The organism is Almyronema sp. (assembly GCF_052168255.1).
GTDB classification, from domain to species: domain Bacteria; phylum Cyanobacteriota; class Cyanobacteriia; order Phormidesmidales; family Phormidesmidaceae; genus Sphaerothrix; species Sphaerothrix epifaneia.
The window spans coordinates 1-19,055 of sequence record NZ_JBQLZL010000079.1 but is presented as its reverse complement, the minus strand read 5'-3'; the positions used below and the strand labels follow the sequence as shown (position 1 = coordinate 19,055).

Sequence of the window (19,055 nt, the reverse complement as noted above, 5' to 3'; positions counted from 1 at the left end):
TTTTTTGCCAAAATCTTTTAGGGGCACTGGCCTTTGCGCCGGAGAAGCTCCAGATTCTAACTGCCAGGGATTGTTTGACTGCAAACCCATTGTTTGAATTGCTGGTTTTGAAACTTGACCTCCTGTTGACTCGCAGGCGCTCAAACAGACGAGTTAACCTCGTCTCCGGTTTGGCTCATGCCTCCAACTGTTTCATAAAATTGCAATTCATCAACAAATTGGGCATTCTAGCAGTTAACTCAAGTAGCTAACTATAATTTCTTGCTATTTTTCAAATTGCTTTGCTAAAGCATATCAGTGCTGATGTCAGATTCCAACGACCAACGCAAGCTAGACAATCGCTACAGGCTAATTGAGCAAATTGGACAAGGTTCAATGGGCCGAGTCTACCTGGCGGAAGATATGCTGCTGGGGGATGTTAAGGTCGCTATTAAATTTCTGGCGCAAACTTTGTTAACTGAGCGATTGCGGGAGCGGTTTGTACAGGAAGCAACTACGTGTGCTCAGCTAGGGCAAAAAAGTATCCATGTGGTTCGAGTGACGGACTACGGGGTCAGTGAAGATGAAGTGCCCTTCTATGTTATGGAGTATCTCAAAGGCAAAAGTCTGGGAGAAATTGTGAGTGCCCAGCCCCTGACAATTCCTCGTTTTCTGGCTATTTGTCGGCAGATTTGCTTAGGTTTAATGGCTGCCCACGAAGGGATTGTTATTAAAGGCCAGCAGTTTCCCATTATTCACCGAGATATCAAACCCAGCAATATCTTGATAGTTCAAGATCCTACCTTGGGAGAACTGGCCAAGATCCTAGATTTTGGAATTGCCAAGCTGATGCAATCGGGCGCTGATCAAACAAATTGTTTTATGGGCACCCTGGCGTATGCCTCACCGGAGCAAATGGAAGGCCATGAGCTAGATAGTCGCTCGGATATTTATAGCTTAGGCATTATGATGTTTCAAATGCTGACTGGGCGTTTGCCAGTTCGGGCTGAAACCAATTCTTTCGGGGGGTGGTATCGGGCACACCATAATCAAACGCCCCGGTCTTTTGCCTTGGTCGATCCCACCCTCAAAGTTCCAAAACGGCTAGAAGCTTTAATTATGAGCTGTCTGGAAAAAGATCCAGACAATCGACCCAAAAGTGTGAAGGCTATTCTGGAAGAGCTAGCCCCCTTAGAAGAGCGCTTTGGGGCCGGATTGCGTATTAGTCGGCAAATTGGTCATGCTTTATCACGGGTTCCCGTCACCAAAACAAAGCGAGAAGGGAAACGCCAAGGTTCTGAAGATCAGTTTTGTCGGCTGGTATCTTGGCCGAAAGATAAGCCCATAGCCGAGATTGTGTTTCCTCAGGTTTTGCGGATGAGCGATCGCCAGATTCCTTCCATCTGGATGATGCTACCGCCGACAGCGTTTGAATCGGGTGGCTTTCGCGTTCCCTACAACAACTGCATCTGTACCATGAGTCCTCATCCGATGGTACTCTGGCTAACGGTGCTTTACGCTAAAGAACAAGGTTTGCGCTGGTTGCCCTGCTATTTAGACTTAAAGCAATCAGCCGGACAAGAACTGACTGGTCTGCTGGGACAAACGGGACGTTATAAACTACTGCTGTTTAGCTCGGATGAACCTCAAAAGTGTGCGCAAATACTAACTGCTAGCATCACTTTACCCCAGTGTAAGCTGCTGAAAGAATGGGTCACTTTTGGCCGAGTGCAAATGTCGGTTGGTAGTCCGCAACAGAGCAAAGACTTGCTGAGAAACGAGCTAAACAACGCCCTCAAACCCAAAATTCAAAAAACGATAGAAACGACGCTATCTAGTACCTACTTTTAAGCTTAAGGGTTACTCAGTATAAAACTCGAAGTGAAGGGTACACCTGAGTTAAGGCTTTCTATCCCTTGTATATCCAGCTTAAATGGTTGCTCAGCGTCGTGATTAGCGTTGTTTGGGTGGAAAGTAAATAACCGGATGCCAACTGCGACGTAAAATGTCTTGGGTCATGCTGGGGACTGACCACTTAAAAAATCGTCCTTTGCTCCCTGGGCAAACTGCGATCGCGCTGATGTCGTGAATTTCGGCGGCCTTGAGAATTTCCTCAATAGGAATACCTTGGCGAACTTCGGTTTTAACTTGCATCTCTAAACTGTCGAGACTGGCTTTAACCGACGCTAGCTTTTCTTCTGCTGCCGCCACGGGATCTTCCACCTGTAGCTCCCGACGGGTGCTATCGTCAACCACCCAGCAGAGACGACAGGTTTCTAAAGCCCGATTGGGCCTGGCTTGAGCCTGCTGTTTAATTTGATCAACCAGATAATCGGCTCCATCGCTGCCATCGTAAGGAATTAAAAAGTAGCGAAACAAGTGCTGACAGCGCAAGGCTAATTCTTCTGTCGTATAAGCAGAGATTAGCTGAGGACGTAAAATTAGTAAGGGTACAGATGTTCGCTCAGATAGCTCAACCGTAGTGCTACCAAAAATCTTTTCACTTAGCAGCGATCGCGTTGGCATCCCCAGCAAAATCACATCTGCGTCGTGGACTTCTGCCTGCTTTAAGATGTTGTCAATTGCACGGCCTGACTGCACTTCAACCTTAACTGTTACATCGTCAGGGACGGCACTCAAGGCGATCGCAAGCCGCGCTTTTGCCGCTTCAATTTTGTCTGTGTCAACTCGCGGAATTTCTCGATCTGTTTCTAAGGGGACGTTGTGAAAAAAGACAATATACTGCGCCCCGCCCGCTACTAGGTCAGGAACAAAGTCGACAAAGCGATAAAGACCGTCAGAAAAATCTGTACAAATAAGAATACGCTGGTACATTTTGGCTCTATTGAACGGAGCAGCGACTCGATAAAGGGCTTCTTTGCTTAAGGTACCACTCTGGCGTACCTATCCCGTGAAGAACAATGCTTATACCCTACCGCAGAAGCTGAATAGAGATGATTTTAGAGAGTAAAAATACAAAAATTAAAAAGAGATGTGAGGAGTTCGAACGCTAGAAACGAAACGAGTCGAGTAGAAGAGAATAGACGCCCCGTTATCCCTGGCTCCCTTCCACCGGACTGGAGCAAGAGAGGGAGGTCGCCATACCTGACTAACGACGGATGCCTTAAAACTCAGGGCTAGGCTCAATGCCCCACTCTTGTTTTAAGAAACTTTTGTACAAAGTTTCACGCATCATCATCTGCTCATACAGTTTGACTAAAAACTGCTGGGCTTGCTCACGGCTCATGCGTTGTACCTGAGTTTCAAAAGACCGCAGGCTGAACTCTTGTTCGAGAGAGAGCTTGTTAGATTCGTGCATAGCAACCTCCATAGGCTGAGAGATAACGTTAGCTAGGGAGAATCTATCCCCCGGCAACCAGAAATTCTGAGTAGGAACTGGGAGAAATTCCCTAAATCTCTAGTTGTTTACAAAATATAACAACTGTTTGACAAAATGGCTATCGGTCTAGAGACTTAAGTTCAAATTTTAATAACTGCTTCAAGGTCTGCCATTACACAGAGGAGTACTTTTCCTTGTCACATAGAGGAATACTCCTCGCAGCAGATCTAACATTTGCCCATAGGTAAAAATGCTCAGCGCAAACAATTCGGTGGTAGCGGTATAAATGGCTACCATAAAATAACCTTTACGCCTTTAAATTTGAGCAAAGTTGGCGATCTGTGGCGATCTGCAAAGATTTAGCTGGCTGAAGAGAGTTCGCCCTGCAGATAGAGAACAACAACCGTAATGTTGTCGCGGCCACCTCGCTCTTTAGCGGCTTCTACAAGGGTGCTAACGGCAGCTTCACAGGCTCGAATCGATTTGAGCTGGCCTGCAATGACTTGGTCGGATAATTCTTCTGTCAGGCCGTCACTGCATAGCAAAAAGCGATCGCCTGCTTGAGCTGTTACCATTTGCAGGCTGATTTGCAATAAATCCTCACGGCCAAGGCACTGAGAGAGAACATGTCGCCAAGGATGGCTTTTAGACTGTTCTGGGGTCAATTCACCCTCACGAATGGCACGGGCTACCCAGGTGTGATCCTCGGTTAACTGTTCTAGCTTGGCACCTCTAAGCCGGTAGAGACGAGAATCGCCTACATGGGCACTCCAAACCTCTTCATCTCGAAACATGAGGACAACGGCCGTTGTGCCCATATCGGAGCGTTCCGGATGATGGTTTTGGTCTTTCAAAATGGCCTCGTTAGCGCTTAGAAAGGCGCTATGAAGCAATTCTTTGGATGACTGGGCTAAGCACCAATGCTGATTGAGGTAGGCGCTCATTACATCGGTGGCCAACCGACTCGCTTCTTGCCCCCCGGCATGCCCACCCATACCGTCTGCCACGATAAAAAAACGGCCTTCTGGATCTAGATAGTAAGCGTCTTGATTGTTGGCGCGCAGCAGACCCGGATCGGTTAAGCCTGCAAAGAAGAGTTTCATCGAGTTCGGCACCTCCGGGGTTAAGGTAGGCGTTCAGCACGACTAAGCCGCATTAAAAGTCGCACTAGGGCAAATCCCGTTAAGGCGGCGATCGCAGCAGCTATTCCGGCTAACCAAAAGAAATCATAGACCAGCAGAATAGTGGCTGAAAGCGTAAACGCCCCAATCAGCAAGCAGTAGTTAGTGGCCATGTTAACACCGCTTACCCGCCGCAAAATGCGGTCAGTTTCAATAGAGCGAACTCGAACTCGGATATCGCCTCTCTCTAGCTTTTCTAGCGTATCTTCAATTCGCCGAGGCAGACCTAATGCGGTACTGCTAACCTGAGCTGCTTGGCGGCCTAGCTCACCGAGTAAACTGTTATTGGGGTCTGTCGAGTTGCCGTTGGCCATAAGCTGTGTTGCAAAAGGTTTAGCAGCTTCCATAAAGTTAAAGTCAGGGTCTAGCCCTTTGCCAACACCTTCTAAGGTTGAGAAGGCGCGCATGACGAAAGTAAAAGTAGCTGGAAAACGAAAAGGTTGATCGTAAGCGACTGCATAGAGATCATCACTAATCGCGCCGATAGACTGCTCTTCAAAGGGCTGATCCATGAAGTTATCCAGAATATACTGGATAGATCGTCGGACTGGCCCCATATCGTCGATCTCAGCTAAAGCCCCTAACTCAATTAGAGAAGCCATTACCCGATCCGCGTCTCGTTGAGCAATGCCCAGAAAGGTACGCATCAGGCGATCGCGAGTCAGGGGTTGAACTTGGCCCATCATGCCGAAGTCGTAAAAGATCAGTTCCCCTTCTGGACTCACCGCAATATTACCAGGATGAGGATCGGCGTGGAAAAAGCCATCGTTTAAGAGTTGCTGAAGATAAGCTCTAGCGCCTAAATAAGCAAGCCGTTTGCGATCTAAGCCTGCCGCTTCCAAGGCTTCGTAATGGCTGATCTTGATCCCTGGCAAATATTCCAGCGTCAAGACTCTAGGGGAGGCATATCGCCAGTAAACCCGAGGAACCTTGACCCAATTTTCCTCAGCAAAATTACGACGGAAGGTATCCGCATTACGACCTTCGGTTAAGTAATCAATCTCTTCCCACAAAATGCGGCAGCATTCTTCGTAAATACCTAACCAGTCTCGCCCTCGTCCCCACTCTGGATGGCTTTGAAAGTAATGAGCAATGCCTTTTAAGATTTTTAGGTCAATGCTAAAAAGCTTCTTTAAACCAGGCCGTTGCACTTTGACAACCACTTCTTCCGCAGAATGCAGTTGGGCTCGGTGAACCTGCCCCAAACTGGCTGCAGCTAGAGGAATGGGGTCAAAGCTGCGGTATAGCGATTGAATCGGTTTACCCAGATCCTCTTCGATAATCTGACGGGTTTGGTCATAGCTAAAAGCAGGCACACGATCCTGCAGCTTGGAAAGTTCCTCAACGTACTCAACTGGAAATAAGTCAGCGCGAGTCGAAAAGAACTGACCCACCTTGATGAAAGTAGGGCCTAAATCCAGTAACGTTTCACGCACCCAAATAGCTTGCCGTCGTCGCCGAATGGCTTGCTTGTCAGGGGTGATGGTTTGACTGGTATAGCTCCAGGCTTTGTTATAAAGCCAGCGGGCTGAGATCAGCCTGAGCACAAATGACCAAATGTCTACAAAGCGACGCGTGGCAGAATAATGGCTACGGTTCCACCGATAGGCTTTTTCAGTGTAGTACTGCGGGCGTTTGTTGCTAGTTGAAGACTGAGGCGATAAGCCAGCACCAGACAGAGACGAAGAAAGGGGGTTGACTTCCAAATTTGACGCAGCGGAATGATCCAATACGTGAGCATTGGCTGCGCTGGCGGCTGCTGCCGGGTTGGAGGAGGCAGTGGCTTCAAGTGCAGTCAATTCGTCCGGTTTGGCAGCGGCAGCTGAAGATGATTCTGGATCTCTAGAGAGGGCAGACACTCAGGCTCCTGGCGACTAGGTCAATGCGGTTAGTTGAGAAAGAATTGAAAGATATACAAGCGGAAACCGCTTTAATTGGCCGTAGTACGATACTGCTGTAGAGTCGCTCTGACCTGAGCAATTTCTGCTCTGAGGTTGTCAATCGTCGCTTGCAAATCTTGGGTGGGAACTTCGCTACCCCCGCTAGCCGCGGTTGGTGGCTGGCTAAGGGCTTCGGCTTCGGCTTGCTGAGCTTTGACTAAAACTTCTTCTGTGAAATTCCGTAAATTTTCGCGCTGCTCGGCATCAAATCGACCGAGATTACTGAGTCCTTCAGAAACCAATTGCTCAGCCCGTTCACTGAGCGTCTCTGCTAGAACTCTACCGATAAAAAAGGCATGAACGACAGGATTGTTCATGAAAAAATTTAGTTATACATCTGCAACAAATTATAACTAAATTGCTCTCATTCGCTGCTGCGAGATGTCTGCATTTCATTCGTTACCTGTCGGTTTCAGCTGAAGCTGGCAGCTCTGAAGTTGGCAGATCTGAGCTAGGGGGCATGGGAGCCGTCTTTTCAGGCAGGCTGGTACGGTTATTGCTTTCGCTTGGAATCACTGGCGTTTGCCGAGTCGGCTCAGGAATTGCTGGCTCTAGCCAAGGCTCTGGTGAGGTGTTTTGCAGGGGATCGCCCATGGTGCTGTCATCAACAGGAGCTTGATCAAAAGTTTCGTTAATAGTTTCTGAGTCAGAAGGGGAGAATGAACGATCGGCGGGGCGAAAGGTGGCTGCTGGCTCAACCGCCTCTTCTGTCGGCGATCGCTCAATCCAGGGGGCTGTTTCTCCTGAGAAATTATCTTCTTGCTGAAATTCAAACGGAGCTTCGCGTGACTCGCGGTTCGTATAGGTTTGATCGGGTGACAGGAAAGGCTGATCAAACTCAGCCTCAGAAGCCGTAACTGGCCAGTCTGCCTGGGCTGGAAAAGCTTGGTCTGGATCGAGGCGCAGTTTATCAGCTCCGGCAACATGGGAAAAACGCACGAAGCTGCCAGCTCCTAGTCCTGCTAGGCCCGCAACAGCACAAACACTCAAGAGCAGTCGAGGATAATGCTTCATCGTCAGCAGTTTGGTTGGGAGAGCAATTTGGGGGTTTGAGGGATAAATGGCGATCGCCGCTGATGCTAGCACCCTATGATCGCTGGCGGGAAGCCCCGGTTATAGCATAATGCTCGGTGACAAAGGCGATCGCCTCTTGTCGAGTTTGCAATTGCTGATCCAGGGTTGCTGCCAAGACATCATCCAAGATGGCTTTAAATTGGGGGCCTGGCTGGTAACCGAGCGCTTTGAGATCGTTGCCGTCTAAGGGGGCTTTAACCTGAGACCACTGAGTCAAATATTGCCAAATTTTTTGACCCGTTGGCCGAGGTTGACGAGCACTGATTAACAATAACAAAGGTAAGTCGTAGCGCCGTAGCTGCCGCACAATTTGACTGGGCTGCTGAGCAGTCGGTAGATTTTGCGCTAGCTCAGCTTCAACGGCTTCTAGCTGTTTGAGTCGGTAAATTGTCTCGCTGGGCAACTGGAGGTTGGTGGCGACTGTGTGGCGAAAGCGGGGCTGAAGCTGAGCGATAAGAACTTCTAGACGGAGTTGCCAGGGGGCGATCGCTGAGTGAAACTGAAAGCGCTCTAACCAACGAGAGACTCGTCTTAACTGGTGCCACAGGCGATCGCTCATCTCCAGAGAACTGTGCAGGCACTTAAGCGCGCCTAGCTTATCGAGCAATCCAAGCGCCGATTGCCAGTAGGGAGCCTCCAGAATGTACTGCAGCTCTCGTTTGAGCCGAGTTTGTAGAGCAGGTACTTTAGCGACTTGCTCCTGCATTTTGCTGTAGATACCGCTGCTAAGGGCATAGCGAATATAACTTTCTGTTTGTGACTCAATGCGAAACTCTAGCCGCACGGCAAAGCGGACAGCCCGATAGATGCGCGTCGGATCTTCGATAAAACTGTTGGCATGTAGAACCCGTACCTGCCGCTCTTGAAGATCAATCAGGCCACCAAAGTAATCAAGCAAGACACCTGGCTGAGGCGGTGTCAGGCAAACTGCCATGGCGTTGATTGTAAAGTCACGACGGTACAAATCTTGGCGAATCGAACTGGCTTCCACTTCAGGATTGGCGGCGGGATAAGGATAAAACTCAGTACGAGCCGTGGCAATGTCAATCATCAGGGGTTGTTGATCTTCCTGGCTGTGCCAAATCAAAGCAGCCGTTTGAAAACGGCCATAAACTTGCAGCTCAACGGCTGGATACTGCTGTTGTACGAGCTGTGCCAGTTCTACCCCCGCTCCCGCTTGCGCATTTTGGTAAAACCCGTCTACAACGAGATCAACATCTTGCAGCGCTAACGTTTTGGCCTCAGTAAGGAAAAAATCACGTACAGCCCCCCCTACCAGATAGAGATGCCATCCCCGTTTGGTAGCGGCGTTGGCCATAATCTGCAAAATATCTTGGAGGTGAAGCGGCAATCGCTGGGTCAACCTCTGTTGCACTGTCTTAGCAGTGGGAGCCACAGACGCTGTAGAATCTGGCGCTAGCTGTTTGCCTAGGCGACCTTGCTGCCTTTGCCTGAGGACGTCAGTGCGGGTGACAATTCCAACCAGTTGGTTTTGACTCAAAACTGGTAGGCGGCCAATATCGTAAGTCACCATGAGCGTTTCGATTTCTGGCAGCAACGTGTCGGGGGTGATGGTTTTGAGGCGCGTGCTCATGTACCCTTTGACGGGAGCGTGACTAAAGCCATGATGGAGCGCTAAGTCTATATCTCGACGCGAGATAATACCTACCAAATCTCCTGCCGAATTGACGACAGAGAGTCCTGAATGACCATAACGCAGCAAAATGCGTTGGGCTTCGGCAATTGAGGTTTGTGGCCGAATAGTGCGTACAGGCGAGGACATTAATTCACGCGCGGTCGGCGGATGAGGCAATTGCTGCTGAAGTTGTTCAACTAGCTGTGCAAAGGTCTGTTGCGGATTTTGGCTACGAACAATAGCCGCAGCAGCGGCGGCATGGCCGCCCCCCCCTATTGGCTCTAAGAGTTGGGCAAGATTGACGCCGTCATCGAACTGATGGCGATCGCGCGATCGGCCAATGACGATCAGCTTTTCGGTTTTGCTTTCTTTTAGCCCATAATGAGCGCCTAATAGCAAAACGTCACTGTGGGTGACCGAAATGAGCCGACTCGCCAGACTTGACAAACCGGGTAAATAACCATCTAACGGCAAGAGTACCCAAGCAAGCTGATAGCCCTGAAGGCTTTGGCTCTGAAGCTGTTTCAGCGCTTGCGGCAATAGATCCTGCAGCCGTGGTGATAGCCCCGGCTCTACAAACTCGGCAATGGCACTCAGGCTAGCCCCTTGTTCCATCAGCCAAGCCAGCGCTTTGGCATCTCGTGCGGTAGATTGCTCATACGTCAGGGAGCCTGTATCGACATGGATCCCCAAAGCCATAACCGTCGCTTCCGCCAAAGAAAGCTGAATTCCTCGCTGCTGTAGCACTTCAGCGATGAGGGTTGTTGTTGCCCCAACTGGCTCAATGACAAGCGTTTGAGCGGCAATATCTGCTGCGGCTGTGAGGTGGTGGTCATAGATGGTGATGTCTAAGTGTTGCCGCTCTGCGAGTTCAATCCAATCCAAGACAGGTAAAAAACGCTGGCGTTGCTGAGCATCGACGAAAACCAGCGATCGAATCTTTTCTGGGTCAACGGCTCGTCGCTCAAGCAGGGGATACTCGTCTCGGTGGAGCGCTAAAAAGTTTTGTACGGTTGGGTGACAACCACCCGCTAAAACAATGCGAGTACCCGCTTGCAGACGCGATACCCCCACAGCCGCACCTAGCGCATCAAAATCAGCCGTTGTATGACAGAGAACTAAGTCCATAGAGGATCCCACAGCCATAGCGAAAAAGAAGCGAAAGATTTATGCCAGCGATCGATTAGGAACTTTTGCAAGGGGTCTAATTTCTGATAGCGTACTAACAAGGCTGCCTAGAGAGCAGTGCCCTAAGTTAGGGAGACTGCGCTGCTGTGAGCATTTTCATAACATTTGCTGTACTGGGAGAGAAAAATGGTATCAATTCTGTTTCAAATTGCCCTCTTGGCTTTGGTCGTTTGGTCTTTTGTCATGGTAGTTGGTGTTCCGGTTGCCTATGCTTCGCCGCAAAACTGGGATCAGTCAAAACGGTTGATTCTCCTAGGCTCTATTCTTTGGGGAGTCTTAGTTGTTGTCGTGGGTGGTCTGAATTATTTAGTTGTTTAGCCAGCTAGGGAAATATGACAGTTTTCGAAGGTAGTTTTACAGATAGCAGTTCGCTCCGATTCGCATTTGTAATCGGTCGCTTCAACGATTTGGTGACCGGCAAGCTTTTGGAAGGCTGTCAAGATTGTCTCAAGCGCCATGGGGTGGATGTTCATCCTGAAGGTACTCAGGTTGATTATGCCTGGGTACCTGGAAGTTTTGAAGTGCCATTGGTGGCTCGTCAGCTAGCGCTAACGGGTCGCTACGATGCCATTATTTGTTTAGGAGCCGTCATTCGTGGGCAAACTCCCCATTTTGACTACGTAGCGGCTGAAGTGTCTAAAGGTATCGCTACGACTAGTTTGCAAACAGGCGTACCTATTGTTTTTGGGGTGTTAACTACTGATTCTATGCAGCAAGCGCTTGAGCGGGCTGGCATCAAAAGCAATTTGGGCTGGAATTATGCCATGAGCGCTTTAGAGATGGCTAGTTTGATGCGCCAAATTCGCGCTTTGCCACCGAATGATTCGCTCAATGGGTTGGCAGGCGGAGAGCCGCAAAAACTGGCAGCAGGGCCTGCCCAAAGGTTGGCTCAAGAAGACAGCTAAGTTAGGGAAAAAGATTTTGACAAAGGAGTTGACAAAGCCCTACTAATCTGAGATTCTAGTTAAGGTCTGAAAAACAATGCGGGTATAGCTCAGTGGTAGAGCGTCACCTTGCCAAGGTGAATGTCGCGCGTTCGAATCGCGTTACCCGCTTTTTCTATAAAAAATATTTACAGCCGAAAGCAAATATGCTTTTGAGTCTATTTGGTTGACCTGTGCTTTCGGTACACTTGGTTGGCTATGGCCGAGGACAGCGGTGATTTGGTTGCTGACTGCTGGTTTTTGGGGTGAGCCGTAACTTTTGCAGTTGCTTGTAAAGCTCAAGGGTAGTTGTATAGCTAAAAGTAGAAGGCTGAGGGCAGAAGAAAAGCTTTTCTGTCAGTGGCTTTCAGCCATTGAAGTGTCTTGACGGGGGCAGCCACAGCTATAGAAGTTTTTCCGCTTGTATGGATCTAACTTGCTTGAATGGGGGTCGAATAAGAAGGTTTGCCCCTAAAATGTCAGAAAGTCCGTAAAGCCTCTTTGAACAGACTTGTTTTATTAGCTAGGCTTTAGCTAATGTGAATTTAGCCGATTTGTAGACTGAAGCAATCTTTCTGTACTTGCCTGCTGCTGCCTGTGCGTTCTAAAAAAAGTCAAAAGGTTGACCTGACAGCAGACTATCCTTGTCCCTGCCGTCGTCGAGGGCGTATTGTTCCTATTGCGCTAACTGAAGCGTTTGGCTGCGATCGCTGTCAGCAAATTTTCGTTTTGCGCGAAGACGGGTATGTGATTGAGCAACTGTCTACCCATTATCCGTACAAACGGGCTTGGCGCTGGGTTGGCCAGCAGTGGACACTTGATCGAGCTGGGTTAGGTCGTAACTACCTCCCTTTTTTGTTTTTTCTTGTTTTTGGTATTGCTATTTTTGTTTTGCTGTTGACAACGCTTCAACCGCCAGCAACGACTGGTCTGACGGTGCGTGTGGTAGCAGCCTTACTCATTTCAATGCTGCTAGTTTTTATGTTTTGGTTAGCCTGCAGGCGTTAGCACCAATGACCTCGGCTTCTCTTTCTTCTCCGCTAGTCTCAACGGTTCGTCAAGTTGCCCAATCTGCTCAGAAGTTGGCTTCTTTAGGCGCTGAAACAAAAAGCCATGCGCTAGAGCTGATGGCGCAAGCGCTGGAAAGAAATCAAGATCAGATTTTAGAAGCCAATACCCTCGACCTTGAAGCCAGCCGGGAAATGGCGGTGCCGGATCTGGTCTTAGATTGGCTCAGGCTGACCCCAGAACGGCTACAGGTTGCCATCAAGATTTTGCGGCGCTTATCTGCTTTGGGGGTGCCTTCGCCCCAGATGTCTAGGCTGCCCTATGCCCATGATGCCGCGACTGCTTATTACCAGCTACAACCTTTAGGGGTGATTGCGCTGGTCTATGAGGCGTTTCCTGAGCTAGGTGCGATCGCGGCTGGACTTTGCTGCCGAGTGGGTAATGGTCTGGTGCTAAAAGGCGGCAGTGAAGCTAGCCAGACAAACCAGATAATTGTTCAGGTGCTACAGGAAGCCATTGCGATCGCTGGACTACCTGAAACCAGCTTGTTATTTCTTTCGCCTGAACAAGGGGATGCCCTGCGCAATCAGCTTGTTCAACTGCCCGATATTAGCCTGGTGATTCCCTATGGTCGGCCTAGTCTGATTCAACAAATTAAGCGACAAGCCACTGTCCCTGTCTTAGCTTCAACGATGGGGAACTGTTATCTTTACTGGTCTACTTCAAGTAGTTCAGATTTAGTCTACGACCTGATTATGGATAGCCATCGCGGCGAACCCGATGCGGTAAATGCAATCGAAAAAGTACTCGTCCATACCAGCCATGCTAGTTCAATGCTAACGCGATTGTGGCAACGCCTTCGGGAGCAAGGCTTTGAACTGCGGGGAGATGAGCCAATGGTGGCCGAATTTCCAGAACTGGTTTTGGCGGATGCGCCAGACTGGCAACAACCCTATCTCAGCCCCAAAATTGCCTTTAAGCGTGTGGAAAGCTTAGGGACGGCGATCGCCTGGATTAATCGCTACAGCAGCGGCCATGCCGATTGTTTGGTGACTGAATCGTACGCTGAAGGCAGGCAGTTTGCCCTGAACGTAAGTAGTACGTCTGTGTACATCAACGCGTCGTCCCGATTTTCTCGAAATCCCAAGCAAGGAACGGGCATTGCCTTAGGAATGTCCAGTCAAGAAGGGCGCTGCGGTGGCATTATCGGCCTAGAAGCCCTGACAACCATCAAACAGATTGTTCAGGGCAACTAAACCTAGCGCTATTGACAGGGGCAAATAACTAGCAACCTAGTTGCGATCGCCCACCAGTTTCACTTTGCTGGCTAGACCCAACGTTTGCAGAAAACGAATGGTCATCCAAGTCATATCGATTTCCCACCATTTCAGGCCGTGGCGAGCTGAATATTGGAAAGCATGGTGATTGTTGTGCCATCCTTCACCGTAGGTCAAGAGCGCCACCCACCAGCAATTGGTCGAAAAATCTTCTGTTTCGTAAGTGCGATAGCCAAACTTGTGAGTCGCACTGTTAACCAGCCAGGTACAGTGATAAACAGCCACAAGACGAACGCAAATACCCCAAACCACAAAGGGCCAGCCGCCTAACGCATACAGCAAAGCGCCTAGAGCAATTTGTAAGGCTAAAAAATAATTTTCAAAAAAGAGATAAACCGGGTCGTTAACAATGTCACGGGTGAAACGGGGGGTATCCTTTTCCGCCGGAACCTCATAGAAGATCCAGCCCATGTGGCTCCACCAAAAACCCCGTCCAGAATTGTGGTGGTCAGCTTCTTGATCGGAATAAGCGTGATGGTGCCGATGTAGACCTATCCACTCAATTGGCCCGTGTTGACAAGCCAAGCTGCCACAGAATACAAAGAAATACTCTAGCCACTTAGGCACCTGGAAACTACGATGCGCAATCAGTCGGTGCCAGCCCAGTGTAATTCCCAGGCAACCTGTAAACCAGTGTAAAAACAGGGCAATACCCACAGCAGCCCAGCTAAAGTTACTGGGCAGCAGGGCGAAGAGGGCACCGATATGAACCAACACCATAAACACGATGGTGGGCCAATTGAGAGAAAGTTGAATAGGTTTAGCGACAGTCATGAAAAATCTCAGATTACGAACAATTTATTTCCCTTGCAGGCGACAATAGAGTCCACGTCACTCTAAATCGCAAAGAATATAGGATTAATGAAAAGCTTGGAAAAGCTGCAGCTGTCAGAACAAACACTATCTCAGATTTTTTATGGAATTGACGCTCAGGTCAAGAAAAATCTGTCACGAGTGCTGACAGCTTTTCGCGAAAATCGAGTCGGGCCTCATCATTTTGCCAGTGTTTCTGGCTATGGGCACGACGATTTAGGGCGGCAGGTGCTTGATCAGACATTCGCCTCGATTGTAGACGCAGAAGCTGCAATTGTGCGAGTGCAATTCGTTTCAGGAACGCACGCGATCGCCTGTGCGCTGTTTGGCGTTTTGCGACCTGGAGATGAGCTTTTAGCGGTTGTGGGGCCTCCTTACGACACCTTGGAAGAAGTCTTAGGCGTGCGTGGAAATGGCCAGGGATCATTGAAAGAATTCGAGGTTGATTATAGATATTTGCCTCTAGCTGATACGGGTTCGATTGACTGGAAAGCGCTAGCCACCGCCGTTAGACCCCATACTCGCCTCGTCTTGATTCAGCGATCGTGTGGTTATAGCTGGCGATCGAGTTTGTCAATTACGGATATCAGCCGCATTGTCCAGATTGTGAAGCAGCAAAACCCCGAAACAATCTGTTTCGTTGACAACTGCTACGGAGAGTTTGTCGAAGATCGCGAACCAACTGCCGTTGGCGCTGACTTAATGGCTGGCTCTCTAATTAAAAATCCGGGAGGGACGATTGCCCCGACTGGCGGATACGTAGCGGGTCGGGCTGATTTGGTTGAAGCGGCTGCCTGTCGTCTGACGGCTCCCGGCATTGGCAGCAGCGGTGGGGCTACCCTTGAGCAAAATCGCTTGCTCTTTCAAGGTCTTTTTTTAGCGCCGCAAATGGTAGGCGAAGCGCTCAAGGGTAATTACTTGATGGCTCAAACCTTTGACCAGTTGGGCTATCCGGTGAATCCGGGGCCTGAGGTGAGGCAGCGAGAGGTGATTCAGGCGATTCAACTGGGTTCCCCTGAAAAGCTAATAGCCTTTTGTCGGGCGATTCAGCAGCATTCTCCAATAGGCGCTTACCTCAGCCCTGTGCCTGCCGCTATGCCGGGATATGAAAGCGAGTTAGTTATGGCGGGGGGAACGTTTATTGACGGTAGCACCTCAGAGTTGTCAGCAGATGGGCCGCTACGACCTCCCTATATTGTTTACTGCCAAGGGGGGACGCATTGGACTCATGTCGCGATCGCTCTTGAAGCAGCGGTTGAAGCGATTGGGCCAGCATAGAGGCTAAGGAAATAGACCGGAGAAAACCAATAGCTGAGGGGATATCCGTCGAGATCTAACGGGTTAGAGGCGTAGCCACTAAAGTTGAGACATTCAAATAGCTGTAAGCTTCTGGCAGAAAAGCTTTCCGTCTGCCCTTAGCTCTCAGCCCTTTACTTTAGCAACACCTGCCAACGGCGATCGCAACGTTTTGACCACCAAAGCCGAAGCTAAAACAGAGGGCGTTATGGAGTGTTTGAGGCGTGGCTTGAGTCACCAAATTAAGTTCAAAGTCAGCCGTTTTTAAGCCTGTACAAGGCGGCAAGATTTGATAGTGGAGTGCCAGCAAGCTAAAGACCAAGCCCATTGCGCCAGAAGCGCCTAAGGTATGACCTGTGGCTCCTTTGGTAGAACTGATAGCGACAGATGGGGGGAATAGAGCCTGAATTAGCTGAGCTTCCTTGGCGTCGTTCAGCCGCGTGCTGGTGCCGTGGGCATGGATGTAGTCAATTGCGGGTGGGTGAAGCTGAGCCTGCTGAAAACAAGCCTCAACCGCAGCCAACCCTAATTTAAGCTGAGGGTCGGGGGTGGTGATGTGATAGCCATCGGCTGTTGCACCAAACCCTAAAACTCGACCGTAAATTCTAGCTTGACGCCGCTGTGCCGTTTGTAAAGATTCAAGGACTAGCACCGCCGCTCCTTCGCCTAGCACTAAACCCTGTCGCTGGCAGTCGAAGGGGTAACAGCCTGTTTTAGCCAAAGCACCCATTTGCTCAAAGCCAGCTAGGGTCAGGGGGGTTATCGGTGTATCTACGGCTCCGACAACGACGCGATCGCAGTGACCGCTCTGAATCAACCCAGCGCCTTGAATAACACTCCACAACCCGGTGGCGCAGGCCGCCATCGGCGCTAGCACAGGTGCTTGAGTGCCGAGTTGCTGAGCAACGGCGGCTGCGGGATTGTTGGGCAGCGTCTCTAACCAGTTGCGCGGTGCTACTTGGGTAGGTGCTGCTAGCAGTGACTGACAGGCTAACTGTTCCCAAAGGCTTTGATGGCTTCTGCTCGAACCAATGACCACCCCACACTCCGGTAAAGGCAACTGCAGCTTAGCATCGGCGATCGCTGCCGCCACCGTCTTCCCCAAAATAGAGTTTAAGCAGCCTGGGATCGCCCCTATCAAAGCCATGGGTCGAGGCGGCAAGTCAACGAAGGGCTGGCGCAGCGCGATCGCACTATCACCTGCTAACAACCTTTTCCAGGTGATTTCGCTGCTTGTACCTAGAGCCGTCGTTAGCCCCAGGCCAGTTACGACAACGTCCACAGCGTAAAGGCTTTAATTCCCTGTCTTGAGATTGTCTAATCCCTCAGTTACTTCGGCAGATTCAATCACATCGCCTTGTTGAATGCTGTCTACGACTTCCATGCCTTCAATCACCTGGCCAAAAACAGCATAGTTACCGTCTAGAAAAGGCAAATCTGCCAGAGCGATATAAAACTGAGCCGAAGCAGAATCTGGAAACTGCGATCGCGCCATCGCCACTGCCCCTCGCGTATGGGTCAACTCAGGTGCATCCGTAATGCCAGCTTCTTCAAAGGTTTGACTATAGACAGGCTGCTCAGCGTTGGCGGGCTTAATTTCTAACGGAATATACCGGGCTTCACCCGTTTCTGGATCGGTAAAGCTCCCTGTTCCTAACTGCTGAGTCGGAATATTGGGGTCTTTGCTCAGGGGATCGCCACCTTGTACGACAAAGGGTTCTGGCTGCCGTACAACTCGATGAAAAACTGTGCCATCGTAAACCCCCCGCTGAACCAGGTCTACAAAATTTCCGGCTGTGATGGGAGCCTGTTCACCGTTGACTTCAATCACAACGGCAGAACCATTGACGCTTAGCTCAACTGTCGCTCTCCCCTCCAAAATCGGCAAATCGGTGTTGGTGCTTTCTGTTTGGCTAGTTGTGTCTGCTGGGGTTGACTCAGTCGGTGAGGAAGCCACTTCAGAGTCAGCAGTCTGGGTTCCGGTACAACTGCTTAAAAACAGAACAGTGACGAGTACAAGGGTAATCCACCCAAATTTCGCTGTTTTGATCATTGCTAAATTTGCCTTCCAACAGCTCAAGAGCACAATTCTCCCACGATTTCGGTCATTCAAATAACCATTTGTGGTTTCTAAAGTCCTTCTAAAGGAACCTGTAAAAAGCGGGCGAGTTCAGCCCCTTCATTTTCCAGCGTGGACAGGGCTAAAGGCTGACCTACCCGTGTGAGCGGAATTTCTCCTTTGCCTTTAACCCGCAAATACAAAGCCCGCTTAGGATTGAGTCCTTCTTTGATGGCAACCTTGACAGCCTGAATGTCTGCTAATGCCTGCTTCATCTCAATTTTGCGGTTTTCTCCTGGAAAGCCCCAGCGAAAAATTGTGAACTGGCCCGTTTGCTTGTTGAACTCGTTATAGCCCCCGCCGACATCCCAGCTAATGATCAGCCAAAGATAGGTGGCTAGTAGCAAGGCCGCTGTGCCGTAAAAGCCCATTACCAGACCCTGAGGCACAAAAACCAGCTCTGTCGGGTTGGCAAAAGGCAGCAGGTTAACTTTGAGATAACTAGACACGCTCGCCAAAAAAAAGCCGACCCCACCAATGGTAATGACGGTAGCCCACCAATAGTTGCTAAGCCGTCTAGCGCCCAAAACGCTCCGACGGAGACGAGTTTCCTCAGCAGAAGCCGTAGACATAGACATGATTGTGTTTGAGTTTTCTAAAGTTTGGTTGAGTTGACGACCCCTTTTAAAGGGCTAGCCTGACCCATCGCAATAAGACAGGCAAGCGCGATCGCCCACTGAGCTAACTGAGGATTGCTAAAATCTGCCTCAAGCTAGAAGCGATCGCCAAGCGGGTTTGCCTTCTTTCCAGTGTAGGCACCAGACGCGCAAACTGAGTTAATCACAAAGCTGCAAGGAAACTCATATTAGCAGCTATGAAAAAGCTTAAGATTGAGTAAGACTTTTTGGGAGCGTTAGCTTTGAGGCTGGCAAAATTCTTTCAGCTTAGGCAGTGAAAGCCCTCACTCCTTTCTGAGAATTCACATGTCAGATTGTAAAATTTTGAATCTCTACTTATCATAAGTAGAAATCTTGAATCCTTCAGGTAGTTTCCCATAGCTACCCAATGTTGATTCATGAGCCTGTTGAAGGTTAGGGTTAAACCCAGATTTTCACACAGCTTTACACGCTGAGCTTATGGATCGTTCTGGCTCTCTTAGCCCTTTCGTTCTAGAAAGGAAAGATCCAGAGCTAAACAGGACTTGATGCCATATTAAGAGGATTTGATATGACCATAGCAATGGGACGCGCTCAAGCCGGCCGAGGATGGTTCGACGTCCTC

The 19,055-nt window shown here is 49.6% G+C and carries 17 protein-coding genes and 1 tRNA gene; 7 read left to right on the top strand and 11 right to left on the bottom strand.

The genetic code is table 11. The annotated features are described in order from the left end of the window. The first annotated feature begins 303 nt into the window (after positions 1 to 303). Positions 304 to 1,830: a serine/threonine protein kinase gene (locus ACTS3T_RS17810; RefSeq protein WP_377966254.1), complete on the top strand. Its 1,527-nt coding sequence runs from the start codon at positions 304 to 306 to the stop codon at positions 1,828 to 1,830. 102 nt (positions 1,831 to 1,932) lie between these two features. On the opposite strand, the gene ACTS3T_RS17805 is transcribed toward ACTS3T_RS17810, so the two are convergent. From ACTS3T_RS17805 to ACTS3T_RS17775, 7 genes are all read right to left on the bottom strand, one after another. Beyond that, a complete protein-coding gene (locus ACTS3T_RS17805) occupies positions 1,933 to 2,814 on the bottom strand; it encodes a universal stress protein (RefSeq protein ID WP_462935305.1) in 882 nt (293 codons plus the stop codon). A 289-nt stretch (positions 2,815 to 3,103) separates the two neighbouring features. Further along, positions 3,104 to 3,298 carry an NblA/ycf18 family protein gene (locus ACTS3T_RS17800; protein WP_377966251.1) on the bottom strand — a complete coding sequence of 65 codons (195 nt, stop codon included), beginning with the start codon at positions 3,296 to 3,298 and terminating at the stop codon, positions 3,104 to 3,106. Positions 3,299 to 3,678: 380 nt separating this feature from the next. Continuing rightward, on the bottom strand, positions 3,679 to 4,422 hold the full coding sequence (locus ACTS3T_RS17795) for a Stp1/IreP family PP2C-type Ser/Thr phosphatase (protein WP_377966249.1): 744 nt from the start codon (positions 4,420 to 4,422) through the stop codon (positions 3,679 to 3,681). A gap of 20 nt (positions 4,423 to 4,442) precedes the next feature. After that, the gene (locus ACTS3T_RS17790) at positions 4,443 to 6,179 is read right to left on the bottom strand and encodes an ABC1 kinase family protein (RefSeq protein ID WP_377966373.1); all 1,737 of its coding nucleotides are present in this window, start codon (positions 6,177 to 6,179) and stop codon (positions 4,443 to 4,445) included. A gap of 251 nt (positions 6,180 to 6,430) precedes the next feature. Beyond that, complete coding sequence (locus tag ACTS3T_RS17785) at positions 6,431 to 6,757, bottom strand: DUF6825 family protein (protein ID WP_377966247.1); 327 nt, start codon at positions 6,755 to 6,757, stop codon at positions 6,431 to 6,433. Positions 6,758 to 6,839: 82 nt separating this feature from the next. Then, positions 6,840 to 7,526 (bottom strand): hypothetical protein, encoded by a 687-nt coding sequence (locus tag ACTS3T_RS17780; protein ID WP_377966245.1) that lies wholly within the window; start codon positions 7,524 to 7,526, stop codon positions 6,840 to 6,842. Between the two features lies 1 nt (position 7,527). Further along, positions 7,528 to 10,278 (bottom strand): CBS domain-containing protein, encoded by a 2,751-nt coding sequence (locus ACTS3T_RS17775; protein ID WP_377966243.1) that lies wholly within the window; start codon positions 10,276 to 10,278, stop codon positions 7,528 to 7,530. A gap of 186 nt (positions 10,279 to 10,464) precedes the next feature. Here ACTS3T_RS17775 and psbZ point away from each other — a divergent pair, with 186 nt between their 5' ends. The 5 genes from psbZ (at position 10,465) to ACTS3T_RS17750 (ending at position 13,525) form a co-directional block, all read left to right on the top strand. Continuing rightward, positions 10,465 to 10,656 (top strand): photosystem II reaction center protein PsbZ, encoded by a 192-nt coding sequence (gene psbZ / locus ACTS3T_RS17770; protein ID WP_377966241.1) that lies wholly within the window; start codon positions 10,465 to 10,467, stop codon positions 10,654 to 10,656. Between the two features lie 14 nt (positions 10,657 to 10,670). Beyond that, on the top strand, positions 10,671 to 11,243 hold the full coding sequence (gene ribH / locus ACTS3T_RS17765; protein WP_377966239.1) for a 6,7-dimethyl-8-ribityllumazine synthase: 573 nt from the start codon (positions 10,671 to 10,673) through the stop codon (positions 11,241 to 11,243). Positions 11,244 to 11,321: 78 nt separating this feature from the next. After that, positions 11,322 to 11,393, top strand: a tRNA-Gly gene (locus ACTS3T_RS17760). Between the two features lie 465 nt (positions 11,394 to 11,858). Next, entirely contained in the window at positions 11,859 to 12,269 is a 411-nt protein-coding gene (locus ACTS3T_RS17755) for a hypothetical protein (protein WP_377966237.1), read from the top strand. Positions 12,270 to 12,274: 5 nt separating this feature from the next. Beyond that, the gene (locus ACTS3T_RS17750) at positions 12,275 to 13,525 is read left to right on the top strand and encodes a glutamate-5-semialdehyde dehydrogenase (RefSeq protein WP_377966235.1); all 1,251 of its coding nucleotides are present in this window, start codon (positions 12,275 to 12,277) and stop codon (positions 13,523 to 13,525) included. A gap of 36 nt (positions 13,526 to 13,561) precedes the next feature. Here ACTS3T_RS17750 and ACTS3T_RS17745 read toward each other — a convergent pair whose 3' ends face one another. Then, entirely contained in the window at positions 13,562 to 14,380 is an 819-nt protein-coding gene (locus ACTS3T_RS17745; protein WP_377966233.1) for an acyl-CoA desaturase, read from the bottom strand. A gap of 87 nt (positions 14,381 to 14,467) precedes the next feature. On the opposite strand from ACTS3T_RS17745, the gene ACTS3T_RS17740 reads away from it, so the two are divergent. Then, positions 14,468 to 15,697, top strand: coding sequence for a methionine gamma-lyase family protein (locus tag ACTS3T_RS17740; RefSeq protein WP_377966231.1), 1,230 nt, complete (start codon positions 14,468 to 14,470; stop codon positions 15,695 to 15,697). 157 nt (positions 15,698 to 15,854) lie between these two features. Here the strand turns inward: ACTS3T_RS17740 and ACTS3T_RS17735 are convergent, their stop codons facing one another. From ACTS3T_RS17735 to ACTS3T_RS17725, 3 genes are all read right to left on the bottom strand, one after another. Then, positions 15,855 to 16,997, bottom strand: coding sequence for a beta-ketoacyl-ACP synthase (locus ACTS3T_RS17735; RefSeq protein ID WP_377966229.1), 1,143 nt, complete (start codon positions 16,995 to 16,997; stop codon positions 15,855 to 15,857). Between the two features lie 12 nt (positions 16,998 to 17,009). After that, a complete protein-coding gene (locus ACTS3T_RS17730) occupies positions 17,010 to 17,768 on the bottom strand; it encodes a peptidylprolyl isomerase (RefSeq protein ID WP_377966227.1) in 759 nt (252 codons plus the stop codon). A gap of 77 nt (positions 17,769 to 17,845) precedes the next feature. Then, a complete protein-coding gene (locus tag ACTS3T_RS17725) occupies positions 17,846 to 18,412 on the bottom strand; it encodes a photosystem I assembly protein Ycf4 (protein WP_377966225.1) in 567 nt (188 codons plus the stop codon). Positions 18,413 to 19,055: the final 643 nt, after the last annotated feature.